The 13,663-nt window shown below is 63.6% G+C and carries 16 protein-coding genes; all 16 read right to left on the reverse strand.

All coding sequences use genetic code 11. From position 1 onward, the window contains the following. Window positions 1–157: 157 nt before the first annotated feature. Entirely contained in the window at window positions 158–1,042 is an 885-nt protein-coding gene (locus NKI32_RS01035; RefSeq protein ID WP_023683302.1) for a flagellin N-terminal helical domain-containing protein, read from the reverse strand. 281 nt (window positions 1,043–1,323) lie between these two features. Further along, window positions 1,324–2,208: a flagellin N-terminal helical domain-containing protein gene (locus tag NKI32_RS01040; protein WP_023683303.1), complete on the reverse strand. Its 885-nt coding sequence runs from the start codon at window positions 2,206–2,208 to the stop codon at window positions 1,324–1,326. A gap of 210 nt (window positions 2,209–2,418) precedes the next feature. Then, window positions 2,419–3,150 (reverse strand): flagellar type III secretion system pore protein FliP, encoded by a 732-nt coding sequence (gene fliP / locus NKI32_RS01045; RefSeq protein WP_023686348.1) that lies wholly within the window; start codon window positions 3,148–3,150, stop codon window positions 2,419–2,421. Further along, a complete protein-coding gene (locus tag NKI32_RS01050) occupies window positions 3,147–3,647 on the reverse strand; it encodes a flagellar basal body-associated FliL family protein (RefSeq protein ID WP_023673655.1) in 501 nt (166 codons plus the stop codon). The genes fliP and NKI32_RS01050 overlap by 4 nt, the downstream gene beginning before the upstream one ends. Before the next feature lie 17 nt (window positions 3,648–3,664). Further along, entirely contained in the window at window positions 3,665–4,369 is a 705-nt protein-coding gene (gene flgH, locus NKI32_RS01055) for a flagellar basal body L-ring protein FlgH (RefSeq protein ID WP_023691727.1), read from the reverse strand. Next, window positions 4,366–4,947 carry a MotE family protein gene (locus tag NKI32_RS01060; RefSeq protein ID WP_031195437.1) on the reverse strand — a complete coding sequence of 194 codons (582 nt, stop codon included), beginning with the start codon at window positions 4,945–4,947 and terminating at the stop codon, window positions 4,366–4,368. Before NKI32_RS01060 ends, flgH begins: the two co-directional genes overlap by 4 nt. 3 nt (window positions 4,948–4,950) lie before the next feature. Next, window positions 4,951–6,192: a flagellar basal body P-ring protein FlgI gene (locus NKI32_RS01065; protein WP_023728375.1), complete on the reverse strand. Its 1,242-nt coding sequence runs from the start codon at window positions 6,190–6,192 to the stop codon at window positions 4,951–4,953. Next, complete coding sequence (gene flgA, locus NKI32_RS01070) at window positions 6,189–6,716, reverse strand: flagellar basal body P-ring formation chaperone FlgA (RefSeq protein ID WP_023686344.1); 528 nt, start codon at window positions 6,714–6,716, stop codon at window positions 6,189–6,191. The genes NKI32_RS01065 and flgA overlap by 4 nt, the downstream gene beginning before the upstream one ends. A gap of 6 nt (window positions 6,717–6,722) precedes the next feature. Then, a complete protein-coding gene (flgG, locus tag NKI32_RS01075; RefSeq protein ID WP_023686343.1) occupies window positions 6,723–7,511 on the reverse strand; it encodes a flagellar basal-body rod protein FlgG in 789 nt (262 codons plus the stop codon). 11 nt (window positions 7,512–7,522) lie between these two features. Next, a complete protein-coding gene (gene fliE, locus NKI32_RS01080) occupies window positions 7,523–7,858 on the reverse strand; it encodes a flagellar hook-basal body complex protein FliE (protein WP_023701074.1) in 336 nt (111 codons plus the stop codon). Next, window positions 7,858–8,274 (reverse strand): flagellar basal body rod protein FlgC, encoded by a 417-nt coding sequence (gene flgC, locus NKI32_RS01085; RefSeq protein ID WP_023686341.1) that lies wholly within the window; start codon window positions 8,272–8,274, stop codon window positions 7,858–7,860. Before flgC ends, fliE begins: the two co-directional genes overlap by 1 nt. Before the next feature lie 2 nt (window positions 8,275–8,276). Further along, the gene (gene flgB, locus NKI32_RS01090; protein WP_023683310.1) at window positions 8,277–8,657 is read right to left on the reverse strand and encodes a flagellar basal body rod protein FlgB; all 381 of its coding nucleotides are present in this window, start codon (window positions 8,655–8,657) and stop codon (window positions 8,277–8,279) included. 85 nt (window positions 8,658–8,742) lie between these two features. Beyond that, window positions 8,743–9,609, reverse strand: a complete 867-nt coding sequence (locus NKI32_RS01095) for a hypothetical protein (RefSeq protein ID WP_353001561.1) — start codon at window positions 9,607–9,609, stop codon at window positions 8,743–8,745. Next, window positions 9,596–11,017 carry a flagellar protein export ATPase FliI gene (gene fliI, locus NKI32_RS01100; RefSeq protein WP_023710976.1) on the reverse strand — a complete coding sequence of 474 codons (1,422 nt, stop codon included), beginning with the start codon at window positions 11,015–11,017 and terminating at the stop codon, window positions 9,596–9,598. The genes NKI32_RS01095 and fliI overlap by 14 nt, the downstream gene beginning before the upstream one ends. A 4-nt stretch (window positions 11,018–11,021) precedes the next feature. Continuing rightward, window positions 11,022–11,747, reverse strand: coding sequence for a flagellar basal-body rod protein FlgF (gene flgF / locus NKI32_RS01105; RefSeq protein ID WP_023671749.1), 726 nt, complete (start codon window positions 11,745–11,747; stop codon window positions 11,022–11,024). Between the two features lie 7 nt (window positions 11,748–11,754). Continuing rightward, the gene (locus NKI32_RS01110; RefSeq protein ID WP_023686338.1) at window positions 11,755–13,566 is read right to left on the reverse strand and encodes a DUF1217 domain-containing protein; all 1,812 of its coding nucleotides are present in this window, start codon (window positions 13,564–13,566) and stop codon (window positions 11,755–11,757) included. Between the last annotated feature and the right edge of the window lie 97 nt (window positions 13,567–13,663).

Genomic DNA, 13,663 nt, shown 5'->3' on the forward strand with positions numbered 1-13,663 from the left:
CTAGACCGCGAAGCTTGTGCGAAGATGATAGAGCATGTCGCCCGGAAGTGTGCAGCGGTTCCGGGTCAACGACATGCGTCAAAACACAGCCACAAAGCGAAAGGGCCGCGCTGTCGGCGCGGCCCTTCAATTCAAGAAGGAGAAAGCCGGGTCAGGCTTACTGCTTGAACAGCGCCAGGATCGACTGCGAGTTGCCGTTGGCGATCGACAGCGACTGGATGCCGAGCTGCTGCTGGACCTGTAGGGCCTGCAGCCGCGTCGATTCCTTGTTCATGTCGGCGTCGACCAGCGCGCCGACGCCCTTGTCGATCGAGTCCGACAGGTTCGACAGGAAGCTCTTCTGGGTATCGATGCGCGACTTGGCGGCGCCGAGATAGGCAGCGCCCGTGGACAGCTTGGCAAGCGCCGTTTCAACGGCGCCAAGTGCGGTGTCGATGGCTGCCGGAAGGACCTGGGTTGTGCTGGGATCGAAGAAGGTCGTCGCCAGCAGAGCGCCGACGATGCCGCCGGTGCCGGGAAGATCGAGGACCTGCGTGTCGGCCGCCTTGACGTCGATGGTGTCGATGGCGACGGTCGTGCCGGTGCGGTTATAGGACGCGACGATCTTCAGGTCGGAGGTCGCGGCAGCGTCGTTCTGCAGCAGGTTCGAGCCGGCATAGGAGGCGTTGGTGACCGACGACTTGATCTGGTCCTGGATAGCCTTGATCTCAGTGGCGATCTTCTGCTGGTCGTCCTTGCTGGCGCTGCGCGCAGTGACCAGCTTGGCCTTGATCAGGTCGACCTGGTCCTTGATGTCGGTGATGGCGGTATAGGCCGTGTCGACCTTGCCGGCGCCGAGGCCAAGCGCGTCCTGAACGGCCGAAAGCGCCTTGTTGTCGGACTTCATCGTGGTGGCGATCGACCAGTAGGCGGCGTTGTCGCTGGCGGTGGCGACGCGGTAGCCGGTCGAAATGCGCGACTGAGTGGTTTCAAGCTGCTTGTTGGTGTTGTTCAGGCTCTGCAGCGCGGTCAGAGCCGAAGCGTTCGTCATGATGCTAGCCAAGATATTTACCCCTTTTCAAACACTGGCGTGTCCCGAACACGCCGGATCAACTTCATCAAGGGGGTAGGCATAAGCCCATCGACCGTATGGTCTGCCCGCCATGGAATGGTTAACCATGACTACCGGGATATGGTTAACGGCCTGTTAAACCAAGCCATTCAGGGCGCTGGCCAAGAGCAAAAATCGGCAGCCATTCAGCAAGACTATCAACAGCCGCAAAAGAAATCGGGCCGCGCTGTTGGCGCGGCCCGACGGATGGTGTCAGTCGTAATGTCGAGAGATCAGCCGCGGAAGAGCGACAGGATCGACTGCGAGTTGCCGTTGGCGATCGACAGCGCCTGGATGCCGAGCTGCTGCTGGACCTGGAGGGCCTGCAGACGGGTCGATTCCTTGTTCATGTCGGCGTCGACCAGAGCGCCGACGCCCTTGTCGATCGAGTCCGACAGGTTCGACAGGAAGCTCTTCTGGGTGTCAATGCGCGACTTGGCGGCGCCGAGCGAGGCAGCGCCGGTGGACAGCTTGGCAAGCGCGGTTTCAACAGTGCCGAGCGCGGTGTCGATGGCGGCGGGGGTAACCGCCGTGGTGCTCGGGTCGAAGAAGGCAGCGGCGAGCAGGCCGCCGACGATGCCGCCCGTGCCGGCGACATCGAGAACCTGCGTATCGGCTGCCTTGACGTCGATGGTGTCGATGGTGACGGTCGCGCCGGTACGGTTGTAAGCCGCAACGATCTTCAGGTCGGACGCAGCGGCAGCGTCGTTCTGCAGCAGGTTCGAGCCGGCGAAGTTGGCGTTGGCGACCGAGGACTTGATCTGCGCCTGGATGGCGTTGATTTCGGTCGCGATCTTCTGCTGGTCTTCCTTCGAGGCGCTACGGGCAGTGACCAGCTTGGTCTTGATCAGGTCGACCTGGTCCTTGACGTCGTTGATGGCGGTGTAGGCGGTGTCAACCTTGCCGGCGCCGAGGCCGAGGGCGTCCTGCACGGCCGAGTTGGCCTTGTTGTCGGACTTCATCGAGGTCGCGATCGACCAGTAAGCGGCGTTGTCGGAAGCGGTGGCAACGCGGTAGCCGGTCGAGATGCGGGCCTGCGTCTGCTCGAGGGATTTGTTGGTGTTGTTCAGGCTCTGCAGCGCGGTCAGCGCCGAGGCGTTCGTCATGATACTGGACATGGCTACTCGTACCTTGATTTTTACAGGGTGTTTTTGACATACCGGCTTTTCCGGTATGACGGAGCGGCATCATGCCAATGATCGTGAGACCCGATCACCCGCCATCTGCGAGCAATATGCGGGCAAGTCCCTACCAAAGGGCTAAACGGGACGGTTAACCGGAAATATATTGCATAAAACTTTAGCAAGGCGCCAACGGCGCGCGGACGGTCAGGTGAAGGAGCGCACCAGGCTGCCGACAAGCAGGTTCCAGCCGTCGATGAGGACGAAGAACAGGATCTTGAAGGGCAGCGAAACGACGGTCGGCGGCAGCATCATCATGCCCATGGCCATGGTGATGGTGGCGACGATCAGGTCGATGACGAGGAACGGCAGCACGATCAGGAAGCCGATCTCGAAGCCGCGGCGGATTTCGGAGATCATGAAGGCCGGCACCAGGATGCGCAGGTCGACGGTGTCCCTGGCAACGACCTGGCCGCGTTCGCGGGCGAGATCGGCGAACAGGTCGAAGTCCTTGTCGCGGACATTGTGCAGCATGAAGGTGCGGAACGGGTCCGAAATCTTTTCGAACGCCTCGGTCTGGCTGATCTGGTTGTCCATCAGCGGCTTGACGCCGGTGTTCCAGGCCTGGTCGAAGGTCGGCGCCATGACGTAGAAGGTCATGAACAGCGACAGCGAGATCAGGATCAGATTGGCCGGCGTCGACTGCAGGCCGATGCCGGCGCGCAGGATCGAGAAGGCGATGACGAAGCGGGTGAAGCTCGTCACCATGATCAACAGGCCCGGCGCCACCGACAGCACGGTGATCAGACCGAACATCTGGATGATATAGCCGACGGTGGCGCCGTCGGCCTTGCCGATGCCGCCGAGATCGAGCTGCTGGGCGGCGGCGACAGAGGTGGCGGCGACGACGATCGCGGCGGCGAGGACGAGTTTTCTCATTCGAGCAGCAATGTCCTGATCAGAACCTGTTTGGCATGGCCACCGCTGCGGATTGCGGCGCGCTCCTCGAGGTCGGCTTTCAAATGCTGGTAGCCGCTGGCGCCTTCGATCTGATGCATCTTCAGGGTGCGGACCATGGCAAGCAGGTCCTGGTGAATGCTTTCGGTAAGTTCCGGCGGCTGCGGCGCATCGTAGACCACCGACGCTTCCAGCCTTATCCAGGTGTCGGCAGGCGAAGCCAGATTGGTGGTGATCGGCGCCAGCTGGACAAGCGTCGGCCCGGTGCCGGGCGCATGTTCGGCCGCCTTGCTCGGTTGCTCGGCATTGGACTGGTTCTCCGGTGCGGCGGGCACAGGCACCGGTCCCCCGACGCCCTTCAGATAGCCGCCGGACATCCAGCCCATGCCAATCGCGGCGCCCGTCACCGCCAGCAGCATCGCAAGCTGGATGACAAGCGACGGGCCCTTTTTTTGCTGAACCTGTTCGACATTTGCCACGGCGCCGTTCTCCAGTCCTAAAAGGGGAGGACTTGGTCGAGGATCTGCTGACCGTAAGCGGGCTGCTGGATTTCGCTGACGCGGCCGCGGCCGCCATAGGAGATGCGCGCCTCGGCGATGCGTTCATAAGAGATGGTGTTTTCAGCGCCGATATCGGATGGACGCACCATGCCGGCGATGGTCAGCACCCTGAGCTCGTAATTGACGCGCACCTCCTGCGAGCCGCGGATCATCAAATTGCCGTTGGGCAGGACTTCGGTGACGACGGCGGCGACGTTGAGCTCGAGGTTCTCCGAGCGCTTGATTTCGCCGTCCGCATTGGTTTCGGTGGTGGAACTCAAGCCGGCGTCGCCCTTGCCGCTGGTGGTGGCACCTTCCCATCCGAGGTTGACGTCATAGCCGAGCTTGCGACCGGCGGTGCGGCTGCGGTCGTTCTGGTTCTTGAAGTTGGCCTTGTCGTTGAGCTTGATCCTGACGGTGAGGATGTCGCCGTCGCGCAGCGCGCGTGGGTCGGTGAACAACCGGCTCTGGCGATCATCCCACAGCGAGAATTTCTTCACCGGCGCGGCTGGCGTTTCGGGATAGGAGTAGGGCGCATTGACGCTGCCGGTAATGCCGGTGCCAACCGGCGACAGCGCCGGCTCCCTGCCGATCTCCCTGGGGTCGGAGGCGCAGCCGGCAAGTGAAGCGGTGGCGACCAGGGCGAGTATATGCGACTTCATGACGGGTCTACCCTTCGCGCCGCGCTGGCCATAATGCCGGTGAGCGTGGCTGCCGCCTTCTGGTCCATTTCGTTGAGAATGACGCCGGCCTTGCGCGAATCGAGTTTCATCAGGATGGCGGCGGCGAGATCAGTGTTGACCATGGCCAGGCGCTCGGCCGCGGCATCCGGTTTCATGCCGGCATAGATCTTGACGACGCCATCCTCGGCGCGGGCCAGGAAAACTTCACGCCGCTTCAGCCATTGCTCGTATTCGGCGCGCTTGTCGTCCAGCGCCTTCATGCGCTGGTCGATGCCAGCCTGCAACTGCTTCAACTCTTCGGCCTGCAGCGCGTAACGGCGGTCGCGGGCGGCGTCGGCGATGTTGGAGCAGAAGCGCTGGATCTCGCTTTCATCGGGCACCTTCTCGCGGACCAGCTGCTGCATTGCCGCCGGCTGTTGCCCGCCAGGCAGAACCTGCCGCACCGCTTCTTCCGCGCGGACAGTGCCGCCGGCAAGGACGGTGGCGGCGATGACGCAAGCTGCCAAGGCTGCGCTGCGGCGGTGCTGCTTTTGGGAGAAGAAATCGATCATCGGCATGGCCTATTGGAGAACCAGATCGGCCTGCAAAGCGCCGGCCGACTTGATGCCTTGCAAAATGGCAATGATGCCGTCCGGCTTGACGCCGAGACGGTTGAGGCCCGACACCAGCGTTTCGAGGTTCGGTCCGTCGAGCACATTGACGCGGGCGTCAGGCCGCGTGGCATCGATGGTGGTGAAGGGTTCCTCCGCTGTCACGCCCTTGGAGAACGGTTCCGGCTGGACGATCTTCGGCTGTTCGGTGATGCGCACGGTGAGCGTGCCGTGGCTGATCGCCACCCGCGAGATCTTGACCTCGTTGCCGATGACGATGGTGCCGGTGCGTTCGTCGATGACGACGCGTGCCGGCGTGTCGGTCTCGACCACCAAATTCTCGATCTCGGCGTAGAAGCGCGCCGCCGAAACATTCTTCGGCCGCCTGATCTGCACGGTGCGTGCATCGCGCTCCGCCGCCACGCGCATGCCGAAGCGTTGCGAGGTGTAGCCGTTGATGGCGTCGGCGATGCGGACGGCAGTGGAGAAATCGGGGTTGCGCAATTGCAAGGTGAGCAGCGCTTGGTCCTCGAATTCGGCGCGCACAGTGCGCTCGACGATGGCGCCGTTGGGCACGCGGCCGGCCGTCGGCACGCCCTGCGTCAGCTTTTCGGCATCGCCCTGGGCAGTGAAGCCGGAAACGATGACCGAGCCTTGCCCGACAGCATAGATCTCGCCATCGGCCGCCTTCAGTGGCGTCATTATCAGCGTGCCGCCGGCAAGCGATGTGGCGTCGCCCATGGAGGAGACGTCGATGTCGATGCGGGCGCCCGACTGCACGTAAGGCGGCATGTTGGCGGTGACGATGACGGCGGCGACGTTCTTGGCCCGCGCGCTGCCGCCTTCGGTGGCGATGCCGAGATTTTCGAGCATGGCGCGGATCGACTGTTCGGTGAAGGGCGAATTGCGCAGGCTGTCGCCCGATCCGGCGAGGCCGATGACGAGGCCGTAGCCGACGAGCTGGTTGTCGCGCGAAGCCTGCAGCTGCGCAATGTCCTTGATGCGCGATGCGACCTGGCCGGGTGGCAGAGAGCCTGGGCCGTTGGAGACCCTGAACATGCGGTTGGTGGTGGCCGGATCGTATTCGGGATCGACAAAAGCGCCGCCATTCTGGCCGGCAAGATCGCGCTTTTGCTTCGGCGTAAGACCGTCGGCCAGCACCGGCTGCAGGCCGACAACGGCCGCGAGCAGAAGGGCAGCTCCGCGTCTCATGACGCGCTGACCCGGACGGTGCCGTCAGCCATCACCGTGCCGGAAAAGATCTTGCCGCTGTCTGTGTTGCGGACCTTGATCAAATCGCCGGCGGCACCCGGCTGCAGCGACACCGCCGTAGCCGAAATGGTGAGGTCGCCGGCGATGAAATAGACCTGCACGGCGGCGCCCTGTTCGACCAGCCAGGCGTCGCGGATGGCGGCGGCCGGGATGTAGCGGCCGGGCAGCAGCGTGCGCTTGGCGACCTTGCCCTGGAGTTCCATGGCCTGCGTGGCGACCGCATCCGGCCTGTGCTTTCCGGGGAGCAGCGTCACCGGTTTCAGCACGCCGGTGTCGATCATCTCGCCGGGATAAATGACCCGGTTGGGGATCAGAACGATCTCGCCGGTTGCCTGACTGCTCGCGACGTGGGTGCTGGTCTGCTGGTCTGCGCTCTCCTGGGCAAACGCCGGCACACCGCCGGCTACCAGCGCGAGCATCAGCGCGGTGCGGCAAAGCGCGGAGCGGGAGGCCGGAGAGAGCATCAAACCTTACCTGATGTTCTTGGACACGACGGAGGCCATGTCGTCGGCGGCCTGGATGACCTTGGAGTTCATCTCATAGGCGCGCTGCGCCGAGATCAGCTCGGTGATTTCCTTGACAGGATCGACGTTGGAGGCCTCGAGATAACCCTGCTCGACCGAGGCGAAGCCGGGATCGCCGGGCACGCCGACATTGGCCGGGCCCGAGGCCGGCGTTTCCTGGAACAGATTATCGCCGAGCGGCGCCAGGCCGGCTTCATTGGCGAAGTTGGCGAGTTGCAGCTGGCCGAGCAGCTGGAGGTCGGTCTGGCCGTCGATGCGGGCAAAGACCTGGCCGGTCTTGTTGACCACGACTTCGATGGCATCGGTCGGCACGGTGATGGCCGGGATGACATTGGCGCCGTCGACGGTCACCAGCTGGCCGGTGGCGTTGGTGTTGAAGGCGCCGGCGCGGCTGTAGAGTGTGCCGCCGTCGGCGCCCTCGATCTGGAACCAGCCTCGGCCGGTCAGCGCCATGTCGAAACTGTTGCCGGTCGAGGTCAGTTCGCCCTGGGTATGGACGTTGCGCACCGCCGTCGTCTTGACGCCAAGGCCAATCGACACGCCTTCCGGCACCAGCGATGAATTGGAGCGGTTGGGCACGCCCTGCGTGCGGTCGACCTGGTAGAGCAGGTCGGAGAATTCGGCGCGCGCGCGCTTGTAGCCGGTGGTGTTGATGTTGGCGATGTTGTTGGCGATCACTTCCAGATTGGTCTGCTGGGCATTCATGCCGGTCGCTGCGATGGCGAGTGCTTTCACGGCAAGTCTCCTCAGATGCCCATACGGCTGATTTCGAGATAGGCGGAGACGACCTTGTCGCGGATGGCGATCGTGGTCTGCAGGGCCTGCTGGGCGCTCATGACGGCGTCGACGACCTGACGGGTATCGGCGTCGCCCTTGAGCGCCTGGATCGACACCTGCTCGGCATTCTGCAAGGTGTTGACGGTCTTTGAAGCAGCCTGGCTCAGCGCTTCGGCGAAGGTGGCGCCGATTTCGCTGCCGGCCATCGGCGCCCTGGTGCCCTGGAACAGGTCGGTCGTGGTATCGGCGCCACCGATCTCCGGCTTGAGGGGAAGCGATCCGATACCGCCAATGCCGCTGATCATTACTGGTTCCTCATCAGGTCGATGGTCATGGAGATCAGATCACGCGCCTGCTTGATGACCTGAAGGTTGGCTTCGTAGGAGCGGTTGGCCTCGCTCATGTCGGCCATCTCGACCAGCACGTTGACATTGGGCATCTTGACGTAGCCCTTGTCGTCGGCGGCCTCGTTGCCGGGCTGGAATTCGACGGGAAAGTCGCTGGGGTCGCGGTCGATGGAGTTGACCTCAACTGTCGTGCCACCGGAGGCACGGTCGAGTTCCGAGACGAAACTGATGGTCTTGCGGCGATAGGGGTCAGCGCCCGGGGTGTTGCCGGTCGACTGCGCGTTGGCGAGATTTTCCGAGACGACGCGCAAGCGGTCCGACTGGGCGCTGAGGCCGGACGCGGCGATCTTGAGGGCTGAGGTCAAGGCGTCCATGGTCAGCTCTTCACCGCCATCATCATCATCGAATGGAAGGCCTTGACGATCGCGGTGTTGAGTTCAAACGAGCGGCGGACCTCGCCGGCCTTCATCAGTTCGTTCTCGACCACGACCGTGTTCTTCGAGGGCATGATGGCGCCGGTCGTCTCTTCTGGCTTGACCGTGAAGCCGGCATTAGTGGCGGCAGTGCCGAGGTGGCCTGCCTGGGTGGCGGTCAGCGACACTGCCGTGCGGTCGAGCACCTTCTCAAACGGCTCGACATCGCCGGCGGTGTAGCCCGGCGTGTTGACGTTGGCGATGTTGCCGGCAATGGCCGACTGGCGCACCGACAGCCATTGCGACTGCTTGGCGGCGAGATCGAAAAGATTGACGGGCTCCATGGGGATCTCCGGGCTGGTACGTACAAGACTAGGCTGCCAGTCTTGCGCGGACCTTGCGCGGCTCGGGGGTAAATCCGGTGTGCCGCTATTTGGAGAGTTCGATCACCTGGTCGGTGCTGGTGACCATGACCCACTTGCCGCCCCGTTGCTCGATCGACGAGACGACGCTGGTATCGGGCAGCTTCGAGCCGCGCTGGACGATCCACAGGCCGGCATCGTCCTCGATCATGGCGCGGCCATTGGCGACATGAACCATGCGAAATTTGGCGTCCGCCGGGAAGGGCTGCTCGTCGACGCCGGGAGGCTGGGTCTTGTCCTCGGGGTCCTGCAGCGTGCCGGTGGCGAACAGGTCGACATCGGGAACATCGTTTGCCGTCAGCGGCTGACCGCTGTTCTCCATCTGCGAGCCGCCGCTGACCCGCCCTGCATTGGTGCCGCTGCCGCCGAACTTGATCGCCTGCACGCCGAACTGGTCCTGATTGAAGAAGATATACCAGGGAAACAGCGCGCAGATCAGGCCAAGCGTGATGCCGAGCGCGGCAAAGACGATATCGCTGCGGCGGTCGGATTTCTTGTCGAGCCTGGGATATTGCGGCCTTGGCGGCTGCGGCCATGCGGTGACCGGGAACAGCCCGTCGAGAAGCGAGTCACGACTGGTCTCGATCGCTTCTTTGGGGCCGGCGCGAGGGGTCCTTGGCAATTCAGGCTTGACGACGCTGGGCAAGGCAGGCTCGGCCAAGCGAGGCACAGTGGACTCGACTACGCTGGCTACCCTGGGCAAGAATGGCCTGGCGGCCCTGGCCAGAATGGCCTCAGCCTTGGCGGCCTTGTCGAGATCGGCCTTTGCCCTGACAGCTCTCGCTTCGTTGGCCCGGGCTTCCTCGGCGGCACTGGCCTCTGCGATCATCTCGCGCAAAAGCCGCTCGGTGTACTGAAGCTCAGTCTCCTGCATCGACACTTTGCTTGCCTTTCAGATGACGGGCGAGGTCGGAGAATGCGTCGCTCGAGGCGCGATCCCTGGGCGACTGCGTCAGCGCCTCGTAGATCAGCGGCACCTGGCGCACGGCAATATCGAGCTCGGCATCGGCGCCGCCCTGATAGGCGCCGAGCAGGCGGATGTCGCGCGTGTCCTCGAAGCGCGAGATCATCGACTTCAGCCTGGTCACCAGCATGCGTTGCTCGGGGCTCCATGCCTTGTCGGCGAGGCGCGAGATCGACGACAGCGGATTGACCGGGGGGTAGCGGCCCTGTTCGGCAATGGCGCGGTCGAGCACGACATGGCCGTCGAGAATGCCGCGTACCGAATCGGCGACCGGGTCGTTGTGGTCGTCGCCGTCGACCAGCACCGAGATGATGGCAGTGATTGATCCCTGTCCTTTGATACCGGGGCCTTCAGCGCCCGGGCCAGCGCGTTCGAGCAGCTTGGGCAGGTCGGTGAAAACCGAAGCGGGATAGCCGCGGGCGACCGGCGGCTCGCCGGTGCCGGTCGCTACCTCGCGCAGCGCATGGGCAAAGCGGGTAATCGAATCCAGCACCAGCAGCACGCGATGGCCCTGGTCGCGAAAATGTTCGGCAACGCGCATGGCGGTATCCGGCGCGCGCCGGCGCATCATGGCGCTCTCGTCGCTGGTAGCGACGACGGCGACCGTCTTGGCCATGCTCTCTGCGCCGATCGTGTCTTCGAGGAATTCGCGTACCTCGCGGCCGCGCTCGCCGATCAGCGCCACGACCACGGTGTCGAAGGCGTCGGCGCCGGCCAGCATGGCGAGCAGCGTCGACTTGCCGACGCCGGAACCGGCAAAGACGCCGAGGCGCTGGCCGAGGCAGAGCGGCGTGAAGATGTCGATGACCTTGACCCCGGTCGTGAAGGCGGTGCCGACGCGCTGCCGCGCCATGGCGCCGGGCGTTGTGCCGTCGCCGCTCGCAGCCTCGCCGATCCTGATCAGCGGCGGGCCGCCGTCGATGACGCGGGTCAGCGCGTCGATGGCGCGCCCACGCCACGAAGCATGCGGCGTTACCGTCAGCGGGCCGCGGCGAAACACGGCGTCGCCGATGCCGGCGTCGGCGCTGCGTTCGAAAGGGGCGATGACGACTTCGTCGCGGCCGATCCTGACGATCTCGCCGCGGCGCGTGCCGGCATTGCCGCGCTGTTCGACGAGGTCGCCAAGCCTGGCGACTTCAGACAGGCCGCGCACCTTGTAATGCGTTGGCGAAACCTCCGAAACACGGCCGCCGCGCCGCAGCAACGTCTCGGTGTCATCGAAGCGGCGCCAGATCCGCTCCAGCGCAGCCAGCCGGTTTTCCGGTGCTGTCTCCGGTTGCCGTTCAAGCGCGCGTATCGATGATTTGCTGCTCGACATGCTGCTACGACTTGGAGCCGAGCGTCTTGATGGCGTCGTCGGTCGAGGCATCGGTCTGGCGCATCAGCGCCGCCGTGTTCTCGAAGGCGCGCTGGACCATGATCAGGCGCGTCATCTCCAGCACCGGATTGACGTTGGATTCCTCGACATAGCCCTGCGCGACGCCGAGATCGGAACGGTCGGTGACCGGCTCCGGCGCACGCGCGGGCACGATGCCAGAATTGCCGTAGCGGACGAAATTCGGGCCGGGATCGAAATTGAACAGGCCGATGGCGCCGACGAGCTTGTCGCCCTGGCGCAGCGAGCCGTCGGCGCCCGCCTTGGGTGGGCCGTCGCGCGGGTCGAGCTGGATCGGCGCACCGCCGGCGTCGAGCACCGGATGGCCTTCGAGCGACATCAACTCGCCGTTCTCGTTCATCGAAAAGCGTCCGTCGCGCGTCATCACGGTGCCGGCCGGGGTGTCGATGCCGAACCAGGCATCGCCCTGGACGGCGAAGTCGAACGGGTTGCCGGTCTGCGTCATCGCGCCATGCGCGCCGGACAAATAGGTCTTGCCGGAGGAGGCGAAGGACACCGATTTGGGGCCGCTGCCGGAGACGACATCCTCGAACTTCACGCCGGTGGCGCGAAAGCCGATGGTCGAGGCGTTGGCGACATTATCGGCGATGGTGTCGAGACGGCGCTCAAGCGCGATCTGCGAGGAAAGGGCGACGTAAAGGCTGTCCTGCATGGTGTTCTCAGAATCTCAGTTTCTGCATGGCCATCATCAGATCGGTCGAGATGCCGACGGTGGTCGGCTGCGCAAACAGCACACCGATCGATGTCTGGGCGGTCGAGGTCGGATGATTGATTTCCCAAAGGCTGGTGAAGCGGGTGAGGAATTTCTCGAGCTTGGCCGGGTCGGTGAAATCGGTGAGGTCGAGCTTTGCGTCGAAGGCCTGCGCCTGCTTGTCGATATCTGCGGCAGCGAAGGAATCGGGCAGGCCGATGGCGGTGCGTACCACGCTGGCCAGGGCCGTGTCGGCCAGCACGTCGTACCAGTTGGTGATGGTCGAGGCCTTGCGCTCGAAATAGAGCGCCAACCGCACGCCCTCATTGGTCTTGCCGGCGTCTTCTTCCAGGGTCTGGCGCATGTATTTGTCGACCACCGGCTGCTGCGACGGGCTGCGGGTCGTTGCCGCTTCGCCGTAGGCCTCGAAATTCAACGAGGTGGCGAGCCTGGCATAGGCCTTGTTGGAGAGCTTGTTGGCGACACTGGCGGGATCGCGGACACCGCCCTCAAGGACATCACGGACGAGATCCTTGTTGGTGGTCGCCGGATCGAGCCCGCTTGCGGACAGAGCATAGTTATAAAGGCGGCTGTCGGCCATCAGGTCGTCGACCGATTTCACCTTGGTGATGTTGGCGAGGTAGTAGCTGGTCTCGGCCTGGACGGCGTCCGCATTCGGCTTGATGAGGCCAAGACTGGACTCGGTCGTGTAGAGCTTCGGCGTGGTCTTCAGCACCGCGTCGCGCGTGATCGTCTGATCGCCATACTGGGCAAAATCAAAGGCGCTGACGAAGTTGGCGTAGCTCTTGTCGGTCAACAGGTTGGCGGGACTCAACGGATCGGTGACGCCGCCATTGACCATGGTGCGGATCTGCTTCGTCGTCTGGGTCGATGCATCAAGCCCATAGGCAGCCATGGCGAAGGTCAGCAGGCGCTTGTCCTTCAGCAGGTCTTCGATGGACTTCACCTTGGAGATGTTGGCTGCGTAGTAGTCGGCCTCGCCCTTGATGTATTGCGCGGTCGGCTTGACGAGCAACAGTCCGGTTCCGCCGATCACAGCCTTCGGCACCGCCTGCTGGACGGCGTCGCGCGCCGTAGCCTGGTCGCCATATTGGGCAAAGTCGAAAGCCGCGACGAAAGCCGCATAGCCCTTGTTTGTCGACGTGTTTGCGGGGCTGTTCGGGTCGGTGACGCCGCCTTCCAGCATGGCCCGCACGGTCGCAGCCGGCTCGGCGTCGGCGTCCAGGCCGAACGCGGCCATCGCATAGGTGAGCAGGCGATCGTTGCCCATCAGGTCGTCGATCGATTTTACGTTGGAAATGTTGCTCAGGTAGTACGAGGTTTCGCCCTTGTAGTAGGTGAAGCCGTTCTGCGAAGGGCCGACCGAGACCTGGAGACCATAATTGTTGGTCACGCCCTGCTGTGCCGAATTGTAGCTCGTGGCATTAGCGCCAAGTGCGGCGAAATTGAAGGCCGACACGAACTCGGCATAACGCTTGTCGCTCAGTTTGTTGGCGAAGCTGTCGGAATCCGACACCCCTTCCTTCAGGGCTTTGACCATGAAGGCCTTGGCGTAAGCCATGTCGCCGAGACCGAAGGCTTTCATGGCATATTTGAACAGCCGGTCGTTCTTGACGAAATCGTCGATCGATTTCACGCTGCCGATGTTCGCGAGATAGTAGTCGGTGTCGCGCTTGGTGATCGGCTCCGCCTCGATGCGGTCGATCGCCTTGGGGATGTCCCTGGCGATGAGCTGGTAGCTGGTAAAAGTGCTCAACACGACATGCCTCCGGTCGCAGCTTCAAAAGCAAGACTATGCGGACTTGCTTGCGCGAGGCTGAATCGCCTCACCTTGCATGATTCAAGCCTCACACAAG

Origin of the sequence: Mesorhizobium sp. M0761 (assembly GCF_040320205.1) — a bacterium.
In the GTDB taxonomy this organism is placed as follows: domain Bacteria; phylum Pseudomonadota; class Alphaproteobacteria; order Rhizobiales; family Rhizobiaceae; genus Mesorhizobium.

Excerpts from the sequence above, each read along its gene's own strand:
- NKI32_RS01060 (WP_031195437.1), bottom strand. The coding sequence starts at position 4,947 with ATGCCGATGATCGATTTCTTCTCCCAAAAGCAGCACCGCCGCAGCGCA.
- flgA (WP_023686344.1), bottom strand. The coding sequence starts at position 6,716 with ATGCTCTCTCCGGCCTCCCGCTCCGCGCTTTGCCGCACCGCGCTGATG.
- fliI (WP_023710976.1), bottom strand. The coding sequence starts at position 11,017 with ATGTCGAGCAGCAAATCATCGATACGCGCGCTTGAACGGCAACCGGAG.
- flgC (WP_023686341.1), bottom strand. The coding sequence starts at position 8,274 with ATGGACGCCTTGACCTCAGCCCTCAAGATCGCCGCGTCCGGCCTCAGC.
- fliE (WP_023701074.1), bottom strand. The coding sequence starts at position 7,858 with ATGATCAGCGGCATTGGCGGTATCGGATCGCTTCCCCTCAAGCCGGAG.
- flgF (WP_023671749.1), bottom strand. The coding sequence starts at position 11,747 with ATGCAGGACAGCCTTTACGTCGCCCTTTCCTCGCAGATCGCGCTTGAG.
- NKI32_RS01065 (WP_023728375.1), bottom strand. The coding sequence starts at position 6,192 with ATGAGACGCGGAGCTGCCCTTCTGCTCGCGGCCGTTGTCGGCCTGCAG.
- flgH (WP_023691727.1), bottom strand. The coding sequence starts at position 4,369 with ATGAAGTCGCATATACTCGCCCTGGTCGCCACCGCTTCACTTGCCGGC.
- NKI32_RS01040 (WP_023683303.1), bottom strand. The coding sequence starts at position 2,208 with ATGTCCAGTATCATGACGAACGCCTCGGCGCTGACCGCGCTGCAGAGC.
- NKI32_RS01095 (WP_353001561.1), bottom strand. The coding sequence starts at position 9,609 with ATGCAGGAGACTGAGCTTCAGTACACCGAGCGGCTTTTGCGCGAGATG.
- fliP (WP_023686348.1), bottom strand. The coding sequence starts at position 3,150 with ATGAGAAAACTCGTCCTCGCCGCCGCGATCGTCGTCGCCGCCACCTCT.
- flgB (WP_023683310.1), bottom strand. The coding sequence starts at position 8,657 with ATGGAGCCCGTCAATCTTTTCGATCTCGCCGCCAAGCAGTCGCAATGG.